This window comes from Glutamicibacter sp. BW80 (assembly GCF_002332385.1).
GTDB lineage: Bacteria > Actinomycetota > Actinomycetes > Actinomycetales > Micrococcaceae > Glutamicibacter.
The window spans coordinates 100,999-121,871 of the sequence record NZ_NRGV01000015.1 but is presented as its reverse complement, the minus strand read 5'-3'; the positions used below and the strand labels follow the sequence as shown (position 1 = coordinate 121,871).

Genomic DNA, 20,873 nt, shown 5'->3' with positions numbered 1-20,873 from the left:
TAGGAAAGCATCGCACCGCTCCCCTCGGTGGCCCCGGGGGTGTCCGGGCGTTGCAGGATACCCCTTGGCCATGGCTGATTATCCGAATCCCAGGTGCCGCGTTTCCTCCGGTACAGTTGCCGCTTCCATGGGGTCCAGCAATTTCTCGATGTCCTTGGCGCTCTCCAGCCCGGATTCGGAATCCATCTTGGGTTGCCCCCATCGGCCCAGGCCATTTCGCGCAGGTACCAGTATGCCTGGCCGCTAATCGTTTTCTTGTAGAGCGCCGTACAGAAAACCTTCTCTAGATCCTGCGAAATTTGATGACGCGAAGGATCCTCCCCGCCGCGACCTGCATGGTTTTTATTTTTCGGTCCCTCAAAAACAAGGTACGCGGAGCGCGGGCCTAGCGGCCGATGGCGCGGCGGGTGGTAAATAGGGTCACGCTTGGTTCGCGACGTGCCGGTCGCATGCCACGGGCCATGGAGACCACATCTCCGGCGGCCGTACCTGCGGCGAAAACCCGGGTTTGGCCTTGCTGGACCGCGTGCAGCTCATCGCGCAGTTCGGCCACTTGGCTTTGGAGGTGGGCTACCTGGTTTTGCAGCTCGATGATGCGTTTAATGCCTTCGAGCGAAACGCCCTCTTTGCTCAGCAGCTGCACCTGGCGCAGCAGCGAAACATCGCGTTGAGAGTAGCGACGCTGCTTGCCGGCTTGGCGGCTTGGAGAGACCAATCCGATGCGGTCGTATTGCCGCAGCGTCTGCGGATGCATGTCTGCTAGTTGCGCGGCGACTGAAATGACGAATACAGGTCGCAAGAACTCGTGGGCCATGAAATTCAGTCTCCTTACTTCCGCTGCTGGGGATACATCCATTGTCCACCTCGGCGCGCCCCTTTCGGGGCACGCCGACGCGTTGCACTACATCGCTCCAGGATTATGCCTAGAGCCTGGCCTTGGCCTCAAGACCCACGCGAGGATCTTCACCCTCGGTGGCGGCAGCGAATTCTTCGATGGCCGCCTTGGCCTTGTCGTTCAGGTTCTGTGGAATCACCACATCCAAGACGATCAGCATGTCGCCGGTGGACTTCGAGGTCTTCACCCCACGCCCCTTCAGGCGCAAGGTACGGCCCGAGTTCGATCCGGCAGGCACCTTCACGGCTACCTGTTCCCCGTCGAGGGTCGGCACGTGGATCTTCGCTCCGAGGACTGCCTCATCAAAGGTGACCGGCAGGTGAACACGAATGTTGTTCTCTTCGCGCTTGAAGAACGGGTGCTCGGTGACTTTAACCTTGACCAGCAGGTCGCCGTTGCCGGCTCCCCCAGCCTGGCCCCGTCCGCGCACGCGCACCGACTGTCCGTCCTTGATTCCGGCCGGAACACGCACGTCAATGACTTCACCGCTCTGCTCACGCAATCCGATGGTGGTGCCCTTGATGGAACCAGCGAAGGAGATGGTGGTGCTCGCCGTTCGGTCGGCTCCCTTGCGTGGCGGGGCGCTTTGGCCGAATCCGCCGCCGAAGCCTGCCCCGCCGCCGAAGAGATCGGAGAAGTCGGGCTGTCCGCCGCGGCCGCGCGGGCCTCCCCCACCACCGAAGAGGTTGGAGAAGACGTCGTCGAATCCTGCCTGGCCGCCCGGGGCACCGCCAGCGCCACCGGCGCTGAACCGGGCGCCTCCACCCATGGCGCGGATGGCGTCGTATTGTTCGCGCTCTTCCTTATCGGAAAGCACCGAGTTGGCCTCGGAGATGTCCTTGAATTTCCGCTCGGCGTCCGCATCACCCTGGTTGGTATCCGGGTGGTACTTACGCGCTTGCTTGCGGTACGCCTTCTTGATGTCCGCCTCGTTGGCGTCCTTGGAGACGCCCAGAATGGCGTAGAAGTCTTTGTCGATCCAGTCCTGACTTGCCATCAGGGCCCCCTTTCTTTCGACTAGCGATTCGAAACTGCCCACTGACGAATTCTCGGCAGTGGGCAGTTTCGCTATCTAGATGTGCGGCTATTCGCCGGTGGCGACCAGCACCTGCGCGGCGCGCAGTGTGTAGGTGCCCTTGCGGTAACCGGCTCGCAATACCTGTCCCACATGGTCCGCCGGAATTTCGGGGACCGGCTGGCGCAGCAAAGCTTCGTGGACGTTAGGGTCAAATTCGACCCCAGCCTCGTCGATTCGCTCCAGGCCGTGCGATGCCAATACCGTGTCCAGCTTGTTGGCGATGGCCGCGAACGGTCCATCGGCCAGGTCGCCGTGAGCACGAGCGGCATCGATGTCATCGAGTACCGGCAACAAGGTGGAGAGCACCGACTGGACGGCGCTGTCACGCACTGCCACCCGGTCGCGCTCGACGCGCTTGCGGTAGTTGACATACTCGGCCTGCAGGCGGAGCAGGTCGTTGCGCAACTCGTTTTCCTTCTCGGTGACCTCAGCCTGCGCCTCTTCGACGCCGGCGGCCGCCTCGTTCAGGATCGCCTCGGCCTGACCCAAAGCGTCTGCAGTCTGCTGCTCATTGGCGGCATCCTGCTCGTTCTCCGGCTCCTGGCCGGAGTTGGCGTTCTGGTCCTGTGCCTCGGACATATTCCCGTCTCTCCCTTACTTCTTGACGTTCTCGTCGTCTTCGTCGATTACCTCGGCGTCGACGATGTCTTCATCAGCATTCGAAGCCTGCTCACCCTCGGGAGCTTCGGCGCCTTCGGTCGGGGCATTGGCGTAGATTGCCTCGCCCAGCTTGGTCTGCGAAGCCTGCAGCTTCTCAAACGCGGCCTTGACCTCGTCGTCGTTGTCCTGCTTCTCCAGGGTTTCCTTCAGCGCGTCGACGTCGGCCTGAACCTCGGTCTTGACCTCTTCCGGAAGCTTGTCCTCGTTGTCCTTGATGAGCTTGTCAACCGAGTAGGCTGCCTGTTCGGCGGCGTTGCGGGTTTCGGCTGCCTCGCGGCGGGCCTTGTCCTCTTCGGCGTGGGCTTCGGCTTCCTGCACCATGCGCTCGATGTCTTCCTTCGACAGCGAGGAGCCGCCGGTGATGGTCATCGACTGCTCGGTGCCGGTGCCCTTGTCCTTAGCGGAGACGTGCACGATGCCGTTGGCGTCGATGTCGAAGGTGACCTCGACCTGCGGGATGCCGCGCGGTGCCGGGGCGATGCCGGTCAGCTCGAAGGTGCCCAGTGGCTTGTTGTCACGGGTGAACTCGCGCTCGCCCTGGAAGACCTGGATGGACACCGAAGGCTGGTTGTCCTCCGCGGTGGTGAAGGTCTCCGAACGCTTGGTTGGGATCGCGGTGTTGCGCTCGATCAGCTTGGTCATCACGCCGCCCTTGGTTTCAATACCCAGGGACAGTGGGGTGACGTCGATGAGCAGCACGTCCTTGCGCTCGCCCTTCAGCACGCCTGCCTGCAAGGCAGCGCCCACGGCGACGACCTCATCGGGGTTGACGCCCTTGTTGGCTTCCTTGCCGGCCATGTCCTTGACCAGATCGGCAACGGCTGGCATACGGGTCGAACCGCCAACGAGGATCACGTGTGCGATCTCCGAGACCTTCACGCCGGCTTCGGCGATCACGTCGTGGAATGGCTTCTTGGTGCGATCGAGCAGGTCCTTGGTCAGGTCCTGGAACTTGGCACGCGAAAGGTGCTCGTCCAGGTGAACCGGACCCTCTGGGGTGACCGAGAGGTACTGCAACGAGATGTTGGTGCTGGTGGCCGAGGAGAGTTCCTTCTTGGCCTGCTCGGCAGCTTCCTTCAGACGCTGCAGTGCGATCTTGTCCTTCGACAGGTCTGCGCCCTTCTGCTTGGCCTGAGCCAGCAGCCAGTCAACGATGCGCTGATCCCAGTCATCGCCGCCGAGGCGGTTATCGCCAGCGGTGGAGCGGACCTGGATGGTGGAGAAGCCGTCTTCGTCCTTGCCAACTTCCAGCAGGGAGACGTCGAAGGTACCGCCACCGAGGTCGAAGACCAGGATGAGTTCGTCTTCTTTGCCCTTTTCCAGGCCGTAGGCCAGCGCCGCAGCGGTTGGCTCGTTGACGATGCGCAGCACGTTCATGCCCGCGATTTCGCCGGCTTCCTTGGTGGACTGGCGCTCGGCATCATTGAAGTATGCAGGGACGGTGATGACCGCGTCGGTGACCTTTTCGCCCAAGTACGACTCGGCGTCGTTCTTCAGCTTCATCAGGGTACGAGCGGAGATTTCCTGAGCGGTGTACTTCTTCTCGTCCACGTCGATGGACCAGTCGGTGCCCATGTGACGCTTGACCGAAGCGATAGTGCGGTCGATGTTGTTCACTGCCTGGCGCTTGGCGATATCGCCGACCAGAACTTCGCCGCTCTTCGAGAAAGCAACGATCGACGGGGTGGTGCGGTTGCCTTCCGCGTTTGCGATAACGGTTGGCTCACCGCCTTCAAGCACGGATACAACCGAGTTGGTGGTTCCTAGGTCAATGCCTACAGCACGCGACATATTGGCTCTCCTTTGCAGTAGTTGGAAATTACTAACGCTTGGGGCGGATGCCCCTATTGAGCGTTCTGCACTCAAGTTTATGCACGGCCTTTTTTGGCTGTCAAATCAACTTGAGCGAACCTGACTCAACTTTGCGTTCTGCACTGTACAACGGACATGTTGCGCGAATAATTCCCAGCAGGCAAAAAATCCCGGCGATCAGGTTTACCCGCGAGCTGGGCTGAACTATGCAAGGGGCGGGTCATGGCAGCGAGCAAAACATTCAGCGGGCGCTCCGCCGGCTCACGAGCCGGCCTCATGGTCACCGCAATTATTGAGCTGACATTGGCAGTTGTCACCTTGCGCACCCCTGGCACACAACCGGCCGCGCGGGTCGAAGGCGCCCAGAAGATGTGGGCGCTAGCCGGCGTTGTCAACACCTTCGGACCGATTGCCTGCTTCCTTTTTAACTGCCAGAAGCAGCTGGCATTTGCCGTCGGGCACCACGCGAACGAGCCACCCGCGGATTTTCCGCGGGTGGCTCGTTCGCTCAGAGCATGCCTACTTGCTCAGCAATGGGAGGCCAGTAGCGGCAAGCGCCCCGAAAGCGGTGCCCCATAGAACAATGGAGATCAGCTGCCAGAAGATGACCTTCTGCTTATTTGCACCAAAGGACACCAATGCCGCGGACGTGATTTGCGACGGCAGAATGGTCTGCCCCAAGAGGCTGACACCGGCAATGCCGTACTTGTCGAATGCCTTGTGCAGCTTCTCGTATTTGCGTGCCTTGTTTTCCGTTCCGGCACCCTGCCGCACCTTCGTACGCACCGCATGTGCACTATTGACAAAGAGCAGCATCGAAATCGCATTGCCGACCACGGCCGCAATCACCGCGAATACCACCGGCATCCCGAGCAGTACACCGATCACCGATCCGAAATAGGATTCCACAAATGGGATCGCGGCGACTATCGCCACGGCTAGCCACTGCAGCGGTTCGGGGAATGATGTGGCAAAATCCTGCAATGTCTCGATCACGGTTAGAGCTCCTGATGGGGTAAATTCACGGGTGAGTTCGTAAATTTAACTCTACGTTTCGCCTAGTCGCACAGGATCATCCGATAGAGGTAATCTTTCGGACCGCAGCTGCGCGGATTAAACGAACTAGTCCCCCGCATCCGATAGAGATCGGATCCGAGGGACTAGGACTAAGGACTAGCCGCTAGAGCTTAGCGGCTACGAGTTGCCGGGCTCGAGGCGCGGCGTGGACCGCGGGAACGTCCACCAGCAGCTGGCGCGCCGGCGCTTGCGCCGCGGCCGCCCTGGCTTGGCGCACGGTTGCCACCGGTTGGGCGCTCGGCATTGGCGTTTTGTCCGCCGCGCGAGGGACGTTCGGCATTGGCCGAGTGTCCTGCGCGTGCTGGGCGCTCTGCGTTAGCCGATGCGCCGCGAGCTGGGCGACGGTTGGAGTTCCGCTGCGCTTCGCCTTCGCCACCCGAGCGAGTGCCACGGGCCGAACGGCCACCACGGACCGCACCGTTGCCGCCACGCGAGGATCCGCTACCGGAGGCCGCCACCGATTTCTTCCGTGGCGATGACTTCTGCTGAACCGGAGCGACATAAGCCACCGATTCCGCGACCTCACCGACGACGTTCGCAACGACGCTGGAGTTCAAGTTGATCTTCTCAAAAGGAACCTTCAGGCCAGCCTGCTTGAGCAGGGTCGCGACATCACCCTGCTGATCTGGAGTACAAATGGTCACTACGGTGCCACTGGAACCGGCGCGGGCGGTACGGCCCGAACGGTGCGTGTAGGCCTTGTGTTCTGCCGGTGGGTCCACGTGCACAACGAGCTCCACACCATCAACGTGTACGCCACGGGCGGCCACGTCGGTGGCTACCAGTACCTTCGCCTCACCCGAGGAGAAGGCTGCGAGGTTGCGGTCACGAGCGTTCTGCGACAGGTTGCCGTGCAAATCAACGGCCGGGACTCCAGCCTTTGAAAGGACAACTGCCATCTTCTTGGCGTGGTGCTTGGTGCGCATGAACATGATGCGGCGTCCGGTGCCCTGAGCCAGAATACGGATCAGTTCCTTTTTGTCGTCAGCCGGGATCACGAAGACGTGGTGTTCCATGGTATTCACCGCGGCTTCCGGGGCGTCAACCGAGTGGATGGTTGGATTGCTCAGGTAGCGTTTGACGACCTTGTCCACGCCATTGTCCAAGGTGGCGGAGAACAGCATGTGCTGGATCCCTGTTGGCATGCGGTCCATAATGCGGCGCACTACCGGCAAGAAGCCCATGTCGGCCATGTGGTCGGCTTCGTCCAGAACCGAAATTTCCAGCTGGGACAGGTCAACGACCTTCTGCTTGATCAAATCGTCAAGGCGACCGGGGCAGGCAATGACAATGTCAACGCCCTCGTTCATGGCCCTCTCCTGGCGGCTCTGGGCCACGCCACCGTAGATCACGGTGGTGCGCAGTCCGGAGGCTGCTGCCAGCGGGTCCACTGCCTTGGCGATCTGGGTAGCCAACTCGCGGGTTGGAGCCATGATCAATGCTCGTGGGAAGCGGGCCTTGCGACGTTGTGGTCGCTGCGCCAAGCGCGCTACCAATGGGATCGAGAAGGCAAGGGTCTTGCCGGAACCGGTCTGTCCGCGGCCCAGGACGTCTCCGCCTGCAAGTGTGGTGGGAAGGGTTGCTTCCTGAATTGGGAAGGCCGATTCGATGCCTAGCTTCGCTAGAACATTCGATAGGTTTTCGGGCACGCCAAGGGCGCTAAAAGTTGTAGTCACGCTCAAACTTTCTCTCTGATTCGCACGCCGGTTTCGACGTTTGGTTTCGCCGAGCCAGGAGGAAGTCCACCACAAGCAAAAGCCGTAATTGGGCCGATAACTTGGGGAGAGGAAAGGCGCATTGCGGCGCAGATCATCAGCGGGAAATCTAAACTGTCGACGAATGCGCACCGAGCTTTCCGGGAGAATCACCAAATCACTTGCTGGTGCGCACAACCCCAGTCTACAGGCCATTGACGGACCCAGACAGTGCCTGAGTCCGTCAAATGCCCGCAAATCAAGAGATCTCAGACACGTCGGGGGTTATTCGGCCTTCTTGGAGAGCTTTGAAGGCCACCAGACTTTCGGCCCGATTTCCTCCACTAGCGCCGGCACCAGCAGGCTTCGAACGATGAAGGTATCAAGCAGAACCCCGAAGGCCACGATAAATCCCAGCTGAGCGAGGAACATGATCGGCACGACTCCCAAGGCCGCGAAAGTCGCTGCCAGAACCACACCAGCCGAGGTGATCACCCCGCCGGTTACCTTCAGCCCCCGGCGCATGCCCTCGCGGGTTCCGTACTTCAAGGTTTCCTCACGCACCCGCGTCATCAAGAAGATGTTGTAGTCCACGCCGAGGGCCACCAGGAATACGAAACCGAACAGGGGAACCGCCGGGTCTGCGCCGGAGAACTTGAAGACGCCGTTGAACACCAAGGCGCTCACACCCATTGCGGTTCCGTAGGAGATGACCGTGGTGACGATCAACAGCACCGGCGCGAGCACCGAACGCAGCAACAGCATCAGAATGATCAGGATCGCTATGAGTGTCAGCGGAATGATCTTGGCCAAATCCGCCAGAGCGGTATCGGCCGTGTCGAGCTGCGTCGCGGTGGTTCCGCCGATCAGCGCCTCGGCGTCCACCGCATGAACCGCCGCGCGGAGTGCGCCAATGGTTTCCTTGGCTTCATCCGAGTCCGCGGCGTCGCTCAATGTGATGGAGATCAGGCTGCGTCCCTCGATCACTTGCGGGTCGGCACCGCGTGCGGCCATGGCTGGCCCGCCGTCTTCTGCCTGCAAGTAAGCGGAGTCCACTCCGGTGACATCCAGTACATCTTCGAGGATGATGGCCGCATCGGCTTCGCTCACCACCGCGATGGCTGGTGAGCCGGATCCCGCAGGGAAGTGCTCACCGAGGGCGGCCTGCCCGTCCCGTGATTCCGAACCGCCAATGACCAGCTCGCTTTGCGGAACGCCATGCGCCTTGAGCTGGGTTACCCCCAGCGCACCCGCGGCAAGAACCAACAACGTGAGGATCCAGATGGGACGCGGATGGGCAGCGACGAAGTTCGCGATGCGCCCCCACAGCCCTTCTTTCACCACGGCATGCTCACCGTGCTGTGCGGCTTTCGGCGGGAATGGCCAATAGGCGGCCCTGCCGAGCAGGCCAAGCACTGCGGGCAGGAAGGTCAGAGCGGCAATGATGGAGAAGATGATGCCGCTGGCCCCAATCGGCCCCAGCGCCTTGTTCGAGTTCAGATCGGAGAACAGCAGGCAGAGCAGGCCGACCGTCACGGTGCCGCCGGAGGCGACAATCGGCTCCAAGGAGCTGCGCCAGGCCTTGGCGACGGCTTGGCGCTTGTCCTTGCCTTCCGCCAGAGCTTCCTTGTGCCGCGCCACGAAGAGCAACGAGTAATCCGTCGCCGCACCGATCACCAGAATCGACAGGATTCCTTGCGACTGCCCGTCGAGGCTGATCCACTGCGCATCGGCCATGTAGTAAACAGTGAGGATCGCCGCGCAAAGCGCCACCACCGAGGTGAGCAATACTGCAAATGGCAGCAGCACCGATCGATAGACCAGCAGCAGGATGACGAGCACGGCCACGAGGGCTACGCCCAGAAGCACCCCGTCAATTCCGCCGAAGGCTTCGGTGAGGTCGGCGCTGAACCCGGCGGGGCCGGTGACATAACCCGTGGTGCCATCGGGGATGATCTGCGCCAGCTTCGCCCGAAGGTCTTCGACTCCAACATTCGCTTTCACCTCTGCGCTCACCGGCACCAGCAGTTCAACGGCTTGCCCGTCTTCCGAAACGAAGGGGCCGGTAACCTGCCCGTCAAGATAGGCGAAGTCCGCGAGCTGCGCGGCCAGGTCCTCCCCGGCACTGGCCGGGAGGTCGGTTTCGCTCGTGACCAGAACCACCGCCGGAATCGCATCCGAGGTGCGGAACTTGTTCTGCCATTCAAGGGCTCGGGTCGCCTCTGCGGTTGCCGGCAGGAAGGCAACCTGGTCATTCGTCTGGACTTCGGAGAGCTTGCCGAAAGTTGGCCCGCCCACCCCTGCAATCGCCAACCAAAGCAAGATCACCAGGGAATACACCCCCAAGCGGACTCCCACGGCTTTCTTTTTCGAAGGCAACTCTGGCTTTCTCAGATGCGGCACGATTTGTTCCTTTTCGCAATGACACGGTTCTGCCAAGAATGTCGGGCAAGCTCAGCCTAGCAGAAAGTAGTTCCATTATGGAATGATTTGATGGCCTATACAATCAAAGTCATGTCTACGACTACAAACCATCAGCTTGTGGCGCTATTAAGAGAATTCGGCCTTGCATCCGATCGATATGTTGAGTCGACCGGATCGATCCACGGCACGCACCGCACCGATATGAATGCGCTTTCGATCATCATGAAGTATCAGATACGCAGTACCCTCCCCTCCCCGCGTGATCTCAGCCGGGAGCTGCAGCTGAGTTCGCCGGCAACGACGGCGATGCTTGACCGGCTGGAAAAGATCGGCTATATCGAACGGCAGCGTACCGACAAGGACCGCCGTGTCGTACGCATCGCGATGACCGACAAAGCACGCCGCGAAGGACGGGAGATGTTCCTGCCCCTAGGCAAGAACATGCTTGATATCGTCGCCGACTACGATGCCGAGCAGCTCTCGCTCATTACCGAATTCATGAGCCGAGTCGTAGCCGGGGTCGACGCCGCTAGAGCCGAAGTGGTGTCACGTCACGAAGCCAAATCTGCTCCGGGGGCCGAAACAATCTAAGCTGATCAAGTGACTCTTGCACTTTGGATCTCCCTGCTCGGAGCGAGCATCGTCATCAGCTTCACTCCGGGCGCTGGCGCAATCAATACGATGACCAACGCGATGAGGCTCGGTTTCCGCTCATCCATCTGGGGAATCCTCGGCCAGCAGATCGCATTGCTCATGCATGTGATCATCGTGGCCGCCGGAGTCGGGCTCCTAGTTGCCGGCTCACCGGCGATCTTCGCCGCGGTGCGTTATGCCGGCGCGGCCTATCTGGTGTATCTGGGTATCCGCATGATTCTTTCCAAACCGGATGTCACCTCGGACGGAACCACCCAAGGCGGTGCGATGGGCCGCTGGGCGATGGTTCGGCGCGGGATCCTGGTGAATCTGCTAAACCCCAAAGCCATCGTGTTCTTCTTGGCGTTCACCCCGCAGTTCATTCGTCCGGATCAGCCGCTCATCGCGCAGTATGCCATCTACATCGGCACGATCATTTGTGTAGATATCTTGGTGATGTGGTTCTTCTTCGCCGCCACGGCACGCACCTTTCAACGATTCACCGCCACCGCGCGCGGAGCAAAGATCCTCAATCTGGTCTTTGGCACGCTCTTCATTTTCGTGGCGGCCCTGCTGCTTTTCCTGCATTAGTCACCGCGCAGCACCACGGCACCGAAGCGCGTAGATGAATCGTTGCCTTTTTGTTCTCATAAATAGGGCGCGTAGCTCTCGAAGGTTGGCCCCACTTGTGCCTAGACTAATGACATGTTCCGGATAATGATCGTGTGCACGGGAAACATCTGCCGTTCGCCTATGGCCGAGTACATGCTCAAAAATGCGTTGGGCGACGCTGGAGTCTCCGAGGTCGAGCTCTCTTCCAGGGCGACCACCGATGGGGAAATTGGCCATCCCATCGACCCGCGGGCGGCAAATACCCTGCGCGCGCATGGCCTCGATGCCACCGGGCATGTGGCGCAACAGCTCACCGCCGAAGAACTGGCGCAAATGGATCTGGTATTGGCGATGGACACCGATCACTTCGAATTCCTTGTGCCGGACCTCGCCGAGATCGACCAGGCCGATCGTCCGCTGCTTCGCATGTTCAGGTCCTTCGATCCGGCGATTGCCAACGAGCCCCATGACAGCCAGGGGGTTTACGACCCTTGGTATGGCGACGCCGGGGATTTCAGGGAAACTTGGAAGATGATCGCTGCCAGCCTGCCCGCCCTCGTCGATTATGTGCGGAGTAATATCGCCTCCCGTGGAAACCGCTAGACCATATATTATTGCCCTCGACGGTCGTTCCGGCGCGGGTAAAACACAATTCGCGGCCGCCCTAGCCACCACCCTGGGGGCCAGCGCAAGCGCAGATATCTTGCACCTCGAAGACCTGTATCCCGGATGGGATGGGCTCGGACGCGCCCGGAAGCTCTACGCTGAGCTCCTTCCCGAACTGGCTCAAGGCCACGAAGTGGCTTGGCAAGCCTGGGACTGGGAAACGAACCAATATGGGGCGCCACGAACCTTTGCCCCCGGCCCGGTGCTCATCATCGAAGGCGTTGGCGCCGCTGGAACCGCTGCACGCGACTACGTGGATGTGAGCATCTGGCTGGACGCGCCCGCGACCCTGCGCCGCGAGCGGGCGTTGGCGCGAGACGGCGAAACCTACCGCCCGTACTGGCAGCAGTGGGCTGCCCAAGAGACGGCCTATCTCCACGCAGAGGCCCCGCAAGAACACGCCACCATCGTGCTGAATGCGGCAACGGAGCAAACCCCGAGCCAACAGCTACGCGCGGCGCATCGATTCCTCCCGGCCGCGCTGCAACGCCTGCTCCCCCACGATGAACCGGCGCCGGCCCCAGCGCTGCAGGCGACCTTCGCGGCGCCGGCAGATGTAGCGGCCCTGTTTGAGGCCGTAGCCTCCGCCCTGCCGAGGGCCGCACTGCTGGAATCCACGAGCCACAAACTTACCGATCCGTTGGATCGCAATAGGTACTCGTTGCTCGCCTTGGCGCTGGATCCGGGCTCCGCGGTCCTTACGAGCGTAGCGAGTCGGACCGTAGTCCATGCCGGATCGGCCACCGTGCAGCAAGGCGGGGAGTTCTTCACCGCCCTGCACCGGTTGTGGCCCCAGCATTCGGCGATGGCCCACGACTATCCGCTGCCGCAATGGGTGGGCTATCTGGGCTATGAATTAGGCCGCGAGGTCGGCGCGCGAGATCGCACCGTCTTTTTGGCAGATGGCACGGCTCGGCCCGACGCGCAGTTCTTCTGCCCCGATGCCGTCTTGGTCGTCGACCACCGGCTGGATCGACTGATGCTCCACTGCGCCGCCGACCAGGTAGCCGCGCTTAACGAGATCATCGAGGCGGCCGCCGCGGCCGGCACGCGCCAAAGCGCCTCGTTGCCCAACCTGGCCTTCGAATGCGCAGATTCGGCCAACGGATATCGGCAGAAGGTCCGGAGGGTGCAACAACAGATTTTTGAGGGAAACACCTACGAGGCCTGCCTCACCACGGTGCTGAAAGCCCGGGTCGAAGATTTCTCGCCCTTCGAAGCCTACTGCCGGATGCGCGAATCCAGCCCCGCACCTTTTGCGCACTACCTTCGCTTGGCGGATCTGGAAGTCGCCAGCATCTCTCCGGAAAGATTCCTGAGCTTGGACGCCCACGGCAAACTTCGTGCCGAACCGATCAAGGGAACCCGCCCCCGCGGAAAAAGCGAGCCCGAAGACCTAGCGCTGGCTCACGATCTGGCCACGCACCCGAAAGACCGCGCCGAAAACATCATGATCGTGGATCTGCTGCGCAACGATTTGTCGCACTATGCGCTCCCCGGCACGGTAGCCGTCAAACGCCTGTGCGCGGTGGAGACCTATGCGACGGTTCATCAAATGGTTTCCACCATTGATGCCAGGCTGCGAAGCCGCCAAGACGCGGCCCTGGCCCTGCGCGAGGCGTTTCCACCGGGGTCGATGACCGGAGCACCGAAGCTCTCGAGTATGGAGATCCTCGACGAATTGGAAGAGCAACGGCCCCGCGGGCTTTACTCCGGCGCCGTAGGCTACCTTGGCCACGACGGATCGGCGGATTTTTCGGTAGTCATCCGTAGCCTAGTCTGCGATCGGCTGTCCACCAATGGCTGGGAATTGAGCCTCGGGCTTGGCGGTGCCATCACCGCCGATTCCGACCCGCAGGAGGAGTGGGAAGAAGTGCTCACCAAATCCGTGGGTGTGCTTTCGGCGCTCGGCACGGAATTCCCGGTGCGGGAGTGAGCCCTGTGGATTACTGCAGCGTCGCGGTCAGCCGGCAGACGTTGTCGATCCAGCGCTGCAAGCGTGGACGGCGGCGCCATTCACTCAAGGTCAGCTCCGAAGATATTTCGCGGTAGTGATCTTGCACCTGGTTCACCGCGTCGACAATCTCGGGGCCGAGCATCATCACCGAAATCTCCATATTCAAGCTGAATGACCGCATGTCCATATTCGAGGAGCCGACCACCGCAACATCGCTATCGGCGGTGAAACACTTCGTGTGCAGGACCTTCGGGGCCGGGTAGCGGTAGATTCTCACGCCAGCTTGCAGCAGCTGCTGATAATACGACTGTTGCGCGTGATGCACCAAGAACTGGTCTCCTTTTTCGCAGACGAAAAGTTCGACCTCGACGCCGCGTTGCGCGGCGGTGGTGATGGCGTATAGCAGCGAATCGTCGGGCACGAAATACGGGCTGGTGATTTTCAGCCGTTCGGTGGCCGAGTACATCAGGGTGTTGAATAGCCGCAAGTTATTTTCGGATTCGTAGCCCGGTCCACTCGGCAATACCTGGGCGAGTGTTGCTCCGGGCTGATCTGCCTGTGACAGCGGGTGCGAGGCTTCGGTCAAATCCGACAAGACATCGGTAGTGTCATCCTCCTGCCACCAATCGGTTGCGAAGGTGACATCCAGGCTGCGCACCAAGGGGCCCTCGACGCGCAGCATCATCTCGACCCATTCGCGGCCCAAGGCATGGGATGATTCGCGCTTGTAGCCCGGTTCGATCAGGTTCTGGCTGCCGGTGAACGCTACCGCACCGTCCACCACGAGGATCTTGCGGTGGTTGCGCAGATCAGGGCGTCGCCAGCGCCGGCCAATCGGGTCGATGGGCAGCATCGCGCGCCATTCGATGTCGGATTTGCGCAGCCGCTTCTTCAAATCCCGGTAGCCGGTCACGCGCAAGGTGCCTAGATGGTCGAAGAGCAGGCGGACGTTCACCCCGCGGCGCGACGCGGCTTCCAACGCGTCCAGGACCGGGCCAACATATTCTTCATCATCGCCCATGATGTAGAACTGGATGTGCACGTAGCGCTGCGCCTGTTCGATGGCCTGGCGCATGGATTCCAGCGATGCCTTGTAGTTGGATAGCACCTCAATTTTGTTTCCCCCGTCAAGCGGGAACGCCCCAAGCTTGCGATTGAGGACGACCGCAGATTCCACCCATTCTTCGGTGGAGTGGAATTCTTCGGGAAGCTGCATGTGGGCGGTGGCGTCCGTGATGCTTTCGTTGGCGCGGCGTTGCTTCTCCAAACGTCGCCGTGAAAGCCTCGGGTTCGCAAAAAGCAGGTAGGCGGCCAGACCTGCCACGGGAATGAAATAGATCGCCAATAGCCAGGCCATGGCGGTGGTTGGACGGCGGTTTCCGGGGACGATGCCGATCATCACGAAGCGCACAATGATGTCAATTGCTACGGCGATTGGCCACAGGACGGCACCAATCTGAAGCAACAGTTCGCCGCTAGGCAACATCTAAACACGCTCCGCTCTCTTTTTCATTTACGAATTTTGCGTCTTTGACGCAGTCAGCGCGCCAAACTCCTTGACTTAGACTATCCAATCCCTGGCGACTTGTGCGTGCTTGAAGCCCTCATTGGCGCGTAGTGCGGCAAAGTTTCGATAATCTTTAACCATGAGCTCACTCGTATTCCTTGATCCGGCGTATCCTGCCGGGCGCTTGGCCGATATTAACGCACCACAACTTCCAGTAACCGCCCAAGGCGTGACTCGTGGCGATGGCGTGTTCGAGTCGATGCTGTACACCAACCAGGCCGTACGCAAAATGGAAGCGCATCTGGCCCGTCTGGCTATTTCTGCCGAGGCCTGCGATCTCGTCATCCCCGACGAGCACCGCTGGCGCGCGGCCATCGATACCGCCGTGGCTGACTTTGACGCCGATGGCGGCGCCGAAGAAGCGGTAGTCAAGCTCGTGGTTTCCCGCGCTGATTCCGACGCCGAGCAGGCGCTGTGCTGGGTTACCGTGGCCCCCGCCCCGCAGTTGGGCAAAGACCAGCGCGAGACGGGAATCGACGTTCTGCTGCTGGACCGCGGCTACGATTCGAAGCTAGCCGAGCGTGCCCCCTGGCTTCTGATGGGCGCCAAAACCTTGTCCTATGCGGTGAATATGGCGGCCTTGCGTTTCGCGCACAAGCACGGAGCCCAGGACGTCATCTTCACTTCGTCGGACGGTGTGGTCTTGGAGGGCCCAACTTCCACCGTGCTCATTGCCCAACGCGACGGGGAGACCAAACGACTGATCACCCCGATGCTTGAAACTGGCATCCTGCCCGGTACCACCCAAAGCGCGATCTTCGACGCGGCGGAACAGTACGGTTGGGAGCTGGGGTACGGTCCGCTCCGACCGGAGGACCTCTATCAGGCCGATGGGGTCTGGCTAGTTTCTTCGGTACGGCTGCTCACCGCGGTCCACACCCTTGACGCCAAACCGCTGCGCCTAGACGCCGAGCTCCATGCGGAGCTCAGCGACCTCAGCGCTTCGGTCCGTTAACTCCAGACCAGGTTGAAGGTGCCCGTCCACAAGGCGGCACCTATGGCCAAGGCACCCAGTAGCACACCCGTCGCCAACACCGCGCCGTCAAGCCAGGTGAAGGACACGGAGCGCACCCAGGTACGTGTTCCCGTGCCAAAGCCCTTGGCTTCCATGGTCACCGCAAGCCTTCCGGCACGGCGCAGCGCCTGCACCAACAGCGCTAGCACCTGCCCGAGCTTCGCCTTCACCCGTTGGGTTGGTGAGCGAAGGTCGCCGACTCCTCGCGCGCGGCGGGCAAGGGTCAGGGTGGTGAATTCCTCAACCAGCAACCCCAGCAGACGCATCCCGGCAAGGGCTCCCAAGACGAATCGGTGCGGAACGTTGAGCTGTTGCGCCAAGGCGCCGCCGAGGTCGCTGGGGTTCGTGGAACTAAGCAAGAGCACCGTGGGCACCGCGAGCGCCAGGGTACGCAGTCCGGTAGCTACTCCGGCGCTCACCGATCCTTCGGTAATGCTGAGCATCCCCAGGCTTAGCAGCGTTTTGCCGGAGTCTTCTCCTACCAAGGCAATTCCCCAGGCGGCGAGGGCCCCGGCAACAATTAGTGGCCAGCCGCGGCGCATAAACGTGCCCAAACGCAAGCCCGCCAGCGGCAAGGCAAAGAGCGTGGCAAGGATAACCACGCAGGCAGAGACCCAGTCGATCGTCGAGATCAACGGCAAGGTTGCCGCAGCGATCGCACCCAGCTTGGCCAGCGGATTGATCTTTGCAAGCCAGCTCTCCCCTAGGGGCGCGTCGAGCATCGGGCCTTGGCGTACCGGTGTCGGCTTGGCATCCGGATGCTCACGGGTCAGCACGACCTGCGCCGCGTTGAGCGCGTGAGCAAAATCTTCGTCGTGGGTCACCGCGACCACGGTTATCCCCGATTCAAGTGCCTCGATCAGGATGTTGGCCAGTTCCAGCCACGTATTGGCATCTTGCCCGAAGGTCGGTTCGTCCAAGATCAATACATCTGGTGAGGCGGCCAGCACCGTCGCTACCGAAAGTCGGCGTTTCTCGCCACCGGAGAGCGTGAACGGGTTGGCCTCGCCCAGATGGGCAAGCCCCAAGCGGTCCAGCAGTTCCTCCACCCGCAGAGCTATCTGCGCTGGAGCGTACTTCTCGTTCTCCACCCCGGCCTGGCGTGCCCGGGTAGGTGCGAATGCCAATTCTTCGCGGACGCTTTGCGTGACGAATTGATGTTCCGGTTCCTGGAATACCGACCCGATCCGTGCAACCAATGCCCCTGCCCGCCAGCTGAAGGGCTGCGGACTCAGCCCATCGGCCAGGTTGCTGCTTGCTTCGACACTGCCCGTAGCCGGCTCAAGCAATCCGCCTAAGGTCAGCGCCAAGGTGGATTTCCCTGCACCATTTTCCCCGCGAATCACCAACGCTTGGCCGGCGCGCAGCCGCAAGTTGATTTCGGCTGTGGGCACCGCTTGTGCATGGCGCGCCGCGCGCAGTTTCACCGCCGCGAGCAGTTCCTCGCCCTCGCGTGAGTGGAGAGGTTCGGTGTGTGGAACGTAGCCGGGAATCCAGATACCCGCCATGGCTAATTCACGGCGAATCTTTTCATTCTCAAAGAGCGCCCGCGGCTCGAGGTCGTGGGCGATCCCGCCGCCAGGGGCAAGGACGAGTACGCGGTCAACGTGCTCTGCCCAGGCTTGCAAGCGATGTTCCACCACAAGCAGTGTCGCACCGGTGTCATTGGCGGCGGCAAGCACCGCATCACGCAGCGGCTCGATCCCCGAAGGGTCGATATTTGCGGTTGGTTCGTCCAGAAGCATCAGACCGGGGCCCATGGCAAGAATCCCGGCCAAGGCCAGCCGCTGCTTCTGGCCGCCGGAGAGTTCCTGGGTGCGGTGCGACAAGTCCAGATTCCCAAGTCCTACCGCGCGAAGCACCTCGGGGATTCGCGACCGGATCAGTTCCGGAGCCATTCCAAGATTCTCCGCGCCGAAGGCGACATCGTCACCGACCCGGCTCTGCACGATCTGTGTTTCGGGGTCTTGCTGCATCAGCCCGACCGGGAAGCTTCGGGCGAAGGCATCTCGTCGCTGAATCTGCAGTTTGCCGGTCGCCTGCTGCCGTTCGTCGATCTCAAGAACTCCAGCCAAGGCGTGCAAGAGCGTTGATTTACCGGCGCCGGATGGGCCTAGCAGCAGGACCTTTTGCCCGGCAGGAATATGCACGTCCAGTCCGCTGAGCGCCGGCAATGGACGTTCGGCATGGTGCCAGCCAAAGTTGTCGGCCGTGATCTCAAAGCCGCCACCGCCGAGGTGCCCGGGGGTGGCTTCGGTAGTCGAAGAACTCAATTCAGGCACTGCGCAGCGAACCTTCAAGGTGTGCCGAACGGCTAGCCAATGCTCCCAGAGCACCGGTCTTCGCCAGAGCACGGGTTGCCAACCACGAGAGAAGTCCGGCAATAACTAGGCCGGAAATGCCCATGGCAACTACGTGGAACAGCTTCATCGCCTCGGTGTACTCAGCGAAGTAACCCAGCAGGTAGGCTTCGCCGATTCCGCCGAAAATTCCCGACATGAATCCCGCAAGCAGTGCCACCGGCAGGTTCCACCGGCGGTACCTCACTGCGGCAAAGACCACCTCGGCTCCGAGCCCCTGGATCAGGCCGGAGAACAGCACCGCTAATCCCCATTGGGAACCTAGCAAGGCTGAGATGACGGCGGCGAGGATCTCGCAATACAGCGCGGCACCGGGTTTCCGGATAATCAACGCACCGAGCACCGCGGGAAAAAGCCACATGCCAGATACGAAGGCGCTTGCCGGTGGGAAAGCCACGAAAGCAAGGCTGACCAATCCGTATCCGGCGTTCCAAGCCCAAAAGATAACGCCCGAGGCGACCGCGATTACCGAGGCCACAACGATGTCGACCACGCGCCAGCTGGCACGGTTAGTTGCTGGTGCAACGTTCATAAGGTTTGTCCTCCTATGTAAGGAGGGGAGATGCACGGACCGGTGGGCGTTTAATCGCGCGCCATGATCCGCATCCGAGATGCTCGACTTCCTTCGCCGGTACTAGCCGGGGCAGGTTCGAGGGTCTGCGATCTATCGCACTCTCAGCGTCTTGCACCGCGAACGGCATGACGCTCCCCTGTCGGAATGATTACTGCTCAACCACCATACCGCAGGTATGCTGGGCTACAGAACGAAACCTTACGACGCGAATGCGAGGTCCTCATGAACTCAGTGCAGAAGCTTGTTACCCTTGGAATTTCAATGGGAGCGGGAATGCTTGGAAGCCGACTGGTCGACAAGGTCTGGAAAGGCTTCACCGGAAACGACGCGCCACGTCACGGCAAGGAAGCAGCCGCGGAAGCGAGTATGCGCCAGGCTTTGGGGTTCGCCATTTTCTCCGCCGTGGTCGCATCGATTATCCAGGTGCTGGCTGATCGCGGCACCAACAAGGCCATGAAGAAGTTCAGCAAGTAACATTGCCGAATTCCTTTGGTGGGGCAGGCCATTTGGCCTGCCCCACCAAAGTTTAACCAGCAGCTAGGTGCTCTCGGGCTCGTCGTTCTGTGCAGGTTTCGCTGGCGGCACCGCTGCGGTGGTTCCGGTCGTCTGCGAATGATTGCTAATGACCTGTTTTAGTTCATCAACATGCAAGGTTTCTTTCGCCACGTGCTTCGTGCGATATCCGGCGCGGCCAATCATGTGCGCCGATACCGGGGCAGTCAGCAGCTGCAATCCCCAGGCCAAAGCAAAGACCGGGATCAGTCCCCAGCTGCGCAAGTGGATGATGAGTCCGGCGAAGAGCAGCAGGAAGCCCAATACTTGTGGTTTGGTGGCCGCGTGCATGCGTGAAAGCAGATCCGGGAAGGTAATTAAACCGATTCCGGCGATCAGCGACATCAGGGAACCAAGTACCAGCAAGAGCGCAGCGAGTGCTTCTAAGAACGTGTCCATTAGGCGTTCCTCTGATCCGATACGAACCGCGAGACGGTAACCGAGCCGATGAATCCCAAGGTGCAGGCAACCACCGTGAACAGCAGGTAATCGGTGTGCCGGTTCAGCGCCATGTCTAGGCACAGCGCACTGGAAATGATCAACAGCATGACGTCGAGAGCGAGCACCCGGTCAAGAATCGAGGGGCCCTTGAAAACCCGCCACAGGCAAGCGATAGAGGCCAGCGCCAACATCACTCCGCCAATCCATACAGCTATTTCAATCATTTCTTGGGCTTCCTGCTGGAGAAATCCGGACCGCATTCATTCTTGATCGCCTCGTATTCATCGGGGCTTCCGATGGCCATGATCAACCGGCGTTCAATGTCGTGGATATTCGCTCGCGCCTTTTCCACATCCGCATCGCTATTCACATCGAGATAGTGCAGGTACAAGGTGGAACTGCTGCGGTCCACGTCCACCACGAAGGAACCTGGGATCAGGGTCAGCACATGGCCCACGGTCATCACTACCAAGTCAGATTCGGTGCGCAGCGGCACTGCGATCACCGCGCTGCGTGCCTTCTTACGGCGTACTATCGCAACTCGCGCCACATGGCCGCTGGCGACGAATACCTGCATCAGGAACCACGCGAAGAGCTTCAGGCAATACCAAAGGTTTATTCGTCCGGGAAGCACCACCGGCGGCAGCGGGAATAGATTCACGATGACGATCGAAATAATCGCGCCAAACAATAGATTCCCGGCCGAGAAGTCCTGCCACAGTGCACCCCATACGAAGATGAGCAGCAGGAGCAACGGCCACTCCTGCTTGAAGGTGGCACGGTGACGGACACCGGAGGTATCCAGCGCATCATCGATGCGCTGGTCACGATGTTTGAGGTTCTTGTCCTTCATGCG

General features: G+C 60.8%; 19 protein-coding genes and 1 riboswitch. Of the genes, 6 read left to right on the top strand and 13 right to left on the bottom strand.

All coding sequences use genetic code 11. The features are described 5' to 3' along the window. Window positions 1-385: 385 nt before the first annotated feature. From CIK76_RS02975 to CIK76_RS02945, 7 genes are all read right to left on the bottom strand, one after another. Window positions 386-814, bottom strand: a complete 429-nt coding sequence (locus CIK76_RS02975; RefSeq protein ID WP_096283309.1) for a MerR family transcriptional regulator — start codon at window positions 812-814, stop codon at window positions 386-388. A gap of 109 nt (window positions 815-923) precedes the next feature. Continuing rightward, on the bottom strand, window positions 924-1,892 hold the full coding sequence (locus CIK76_RS02970) for a DnaJ C-terminal domain-containing protein (protein WP_096283308.1): 969 nt from the start codon (window positions 1,890-1,892) through the stop codon (window positions 924-926). Between the two features lie 87 nt (window positions 1,893-1,979). Continuing rightward, a complete protein-coding gene (locus CIK76_RS02965) occupies window positions 1,980-2,552 on the bottom strand; it encodes a nucleotide exchange factor GrpE (protein ID WP_096283307.1) in 573 nt (190 codons plus the stop codon). 15 nt (window positions 2,553-2,567) lie between these two features. Continuing rightward, window positions 2,568-4,424 (bottom strand): molecular chaperone DnaK, encoded by a 1,857-nt coding sequence (dnaK, locus tag CIK76_RS02960; protein ID WP_096283306.1) that lies wholly within the window; start codon window positions 4,422-4,424, stop codon window positions 2,568-2,570. 540 nt (window positions 4,425-4,964) lie between these two features. Beyond that, window positions 4,965-5,441, bottom strand: a complete 477-nt coding sequence (locus CIK76_RS02955) for a hypothetical protein (RefSeq protein WP_096283305.1) — start codon at window positions 5,439-5,441, stop codon at window positions 4,965-4,967. Window positions 5,442-5,632: 191 nt separating this feature from the next. After that, window positions 5,633-7,198, bottom strand: coding sequence for a DEAD/DEAH box helicase (locus CIK76_RS02950; RefSeq protein WP_096283304.1), 1,566 nt, complete (start codon window positions 7,196-7,198; stop codon window positions 5,633-5,635). A 303-nt stretch (window positions 7,199-7,501) separates the two neighbouring features. Then, the gene (locus CIK76_RS02945) at window positions 7,502-9,574 is read right to left on the bottom strand and encodes an efflux RND transporter permease subunit (RefSeq protein ID WP_255248334.1); all 2,073 of its coding nucleotides are present in this window, start codon (window positions 9,572-9,574) and stop codon (window positions 7,502-7,504) included. A 156-nt stretch (window positions 9,575-9,730) separates the two neighbouring features. Here CIK76_RS02945 and CIK76_RS02940 point away from each other — a divergent pair, with 156 nt between their 5' ends. The 4 genes from CIK76_RS02940 (at window position 9,731) to pabB (ending at window position 13,487) form a co-directional block, all read left to right on the top strand. Then, complete coding sequence (locus CIK76_RS02940; protein ID WP_096283540.1) at window positions 9,731-10,231, top strand: MarR family transcriptional regulator; 501 nt, start codon at window positions 9,731-9,733, stop codon at window positions 10,229-10,231. A gap of 9 nt (window positions 10,232-10,240) precedes the next feature. Continuing rightward, window positions 10,241-10,864 carry a LysE family transporter gene (locus CIK76_RS02935; RefSeq protein WP_096283303.1) on the top strand — a complete coding sequence of 208 codons (624 nt, stop codon included), beginning with the start codon at window positions 10,241-10,243 and terminating at the stop codon, window positions 10,862-10,864. A 114-nt stretch (window positions 10,865-10,978) separates the two neighbouring features. Next, window positions 10,979-11,488, top strand: a complete 510-nt coding sequence (locus tag CIK76_RS02930) for a low molecular weight protein-tyrosine-phosphatase (RefSeq protein WP_096283302.1) — start codon at window positions 10,979-10,981, stop codon at window positions 11,486-11,488. Further along, on the top strand, window positions 11,475-13,487 hold the full coding sequence (gene pabB / locus CIK76_RS02925) for an aminodeoxychorismate synthase component I (RefSeq protein WP_255248324.1): 2,013 nt from the start codon (window positions 11,475-11,477) through the stop codon (window positions 13,485-13,487). The genes CIK76_RS02930 and pabB overlap by 14 nt, the downstream gene beginning before the upstream one ends. 10 nt (window positions 13,488-13,497) lie before the next feature. On the opposite strand, the gene cls is transcribed toward pabB, so the two are convergent. Further along, window positions 13,498-14,994, bottom strand: a complete 1,497-nt coding sequence (gene cls / locus CIK76_RS02920; protein WP_096283300.1) for a cardiolipin synthase — start codon at window positions 14,992-14,994, stop codon at window positions 13,498-13,500. A gap of 160 nt (window positions 14,995-15,154) precedes the next feature. Here cls and CIK76_RS02915 point away from each other — a divergent pair, with 160 nt between their 5' ends. Beyond that, window positions 15,155-16,030 (top strand): aminodeoxychorismate lyase, encoded by an 876-nt coding sequence (locus CIK76_RS02915; RefSeq protein ID WP_096283299.1) that lies wholly within the window; start codon window positions 15,155-15,157, stop codon window positions 16,028-16,030. Here CIK76_RS02915 and CIK76_RS02910 read toward each other — a convergent pair. Both CIK76_RS02910 and CIK76_RS02905 read right to left on the bottom strand, forming a co-directional pair. After that, entirely contained in the window at window positions 16,027-18,372 is a 2,346-nt protein-coding gene (locus tag CIK76_RS02910) for an ATP-binding cassette domain-containing protein (protein WP_343252104.1), read from the bottom strand. The two genes, CIK76_RS02915 and CIK76_RS02910, sit on opposite strands and share 4 nt — an antisense overlap. After that, a complete protein-coding gene (locus CIK76_RS02905) occupies window positions 18,365-18,982 on the bottom strand; it encodes an ECF transporter S component (RefSeq protein ID WP_096283298.1) in 618 nt (205 codons plus the stop codon). The genes CIK76_RS02910 and CIK76_RS02905 overlap by 8 nt, the downstream gene beginning before the upstream one ends. A 71-nt stretch (window positions 18,983-19,053) precedes the next feature. After that, a riboswitch (TPP riboswitch) is annotated at window positions 19,054-19,172 on the bottom strand. A 74-nt stretch (window positions 19,173-19,246) separates the two neighbouring features. Here CIK76_RS02905 and CIK76_RS02900 point away from each other — a divergent pair. Then, window positions 19,247-19,498 (top strand): DUF4235 domain-containing protein, encoded by a 252-nt coding sequence (locus tag CIK76_RS02900; protein WP_096283297.1) that lies wholly within the window; start codon window positions 19,247-19,249, stop codon window positions 19,496-19,498. Window positions 19,499-19,561: 63 nt separating this feature from the next. On the opposite strand, the gene mnhG is transcribed toward CIK76_RS02900, so the two are convergent. Genes mnhG through CIK76_RS02885 form a run of 3 tightly spaced genes read right to left on the bottom strand, consistent with a single transcriptional unit; the run spans window position 19,562 to window position 20,870 of the window. Then, window positions 19,562-19,975, bottom strand: coding sequence for a monovalent cation/H(+) antiporter subunit G (gene mnhG, locus CIK76_RS02895; protein WP_096283296.1), 414 nt, complete (start codon window positions 19,973-19,975; stop codon window positions 19,562-19,564). Further along, window positions 19,975-20,241 (bottom strand): monovalent cation/H+ antiporter complex subunit F, encoded by a 267-nt coding sequence (locus tag CIK76_RS02890; RefSeq protein WP_096283295.1) that lies wholly within the window; start codon window positions 20,239-20,241, stop codon window positions 19,975-19,977. Before CIK76_RS02890 ends, mnhG begins: the two co-directional genes overlap by 1 nt. Then, window positions 20,238-20,870, bottom strand: coding sequence for a Na+/H+ antiporter subunit E (locus CIK76_RS02885; RefSeq protein ID WP_096283294.1), 633 nt, complete (start codon window positions 20,868-20,870; stop codon window positions 20,238-20,240). Before CIK76_RS02885 ends, CIK76_RS02890 begins: the two co-directional genes overlap by 4 nt. Window positions 20,871-20,873 lie beyond the last annotated feature (3 nt).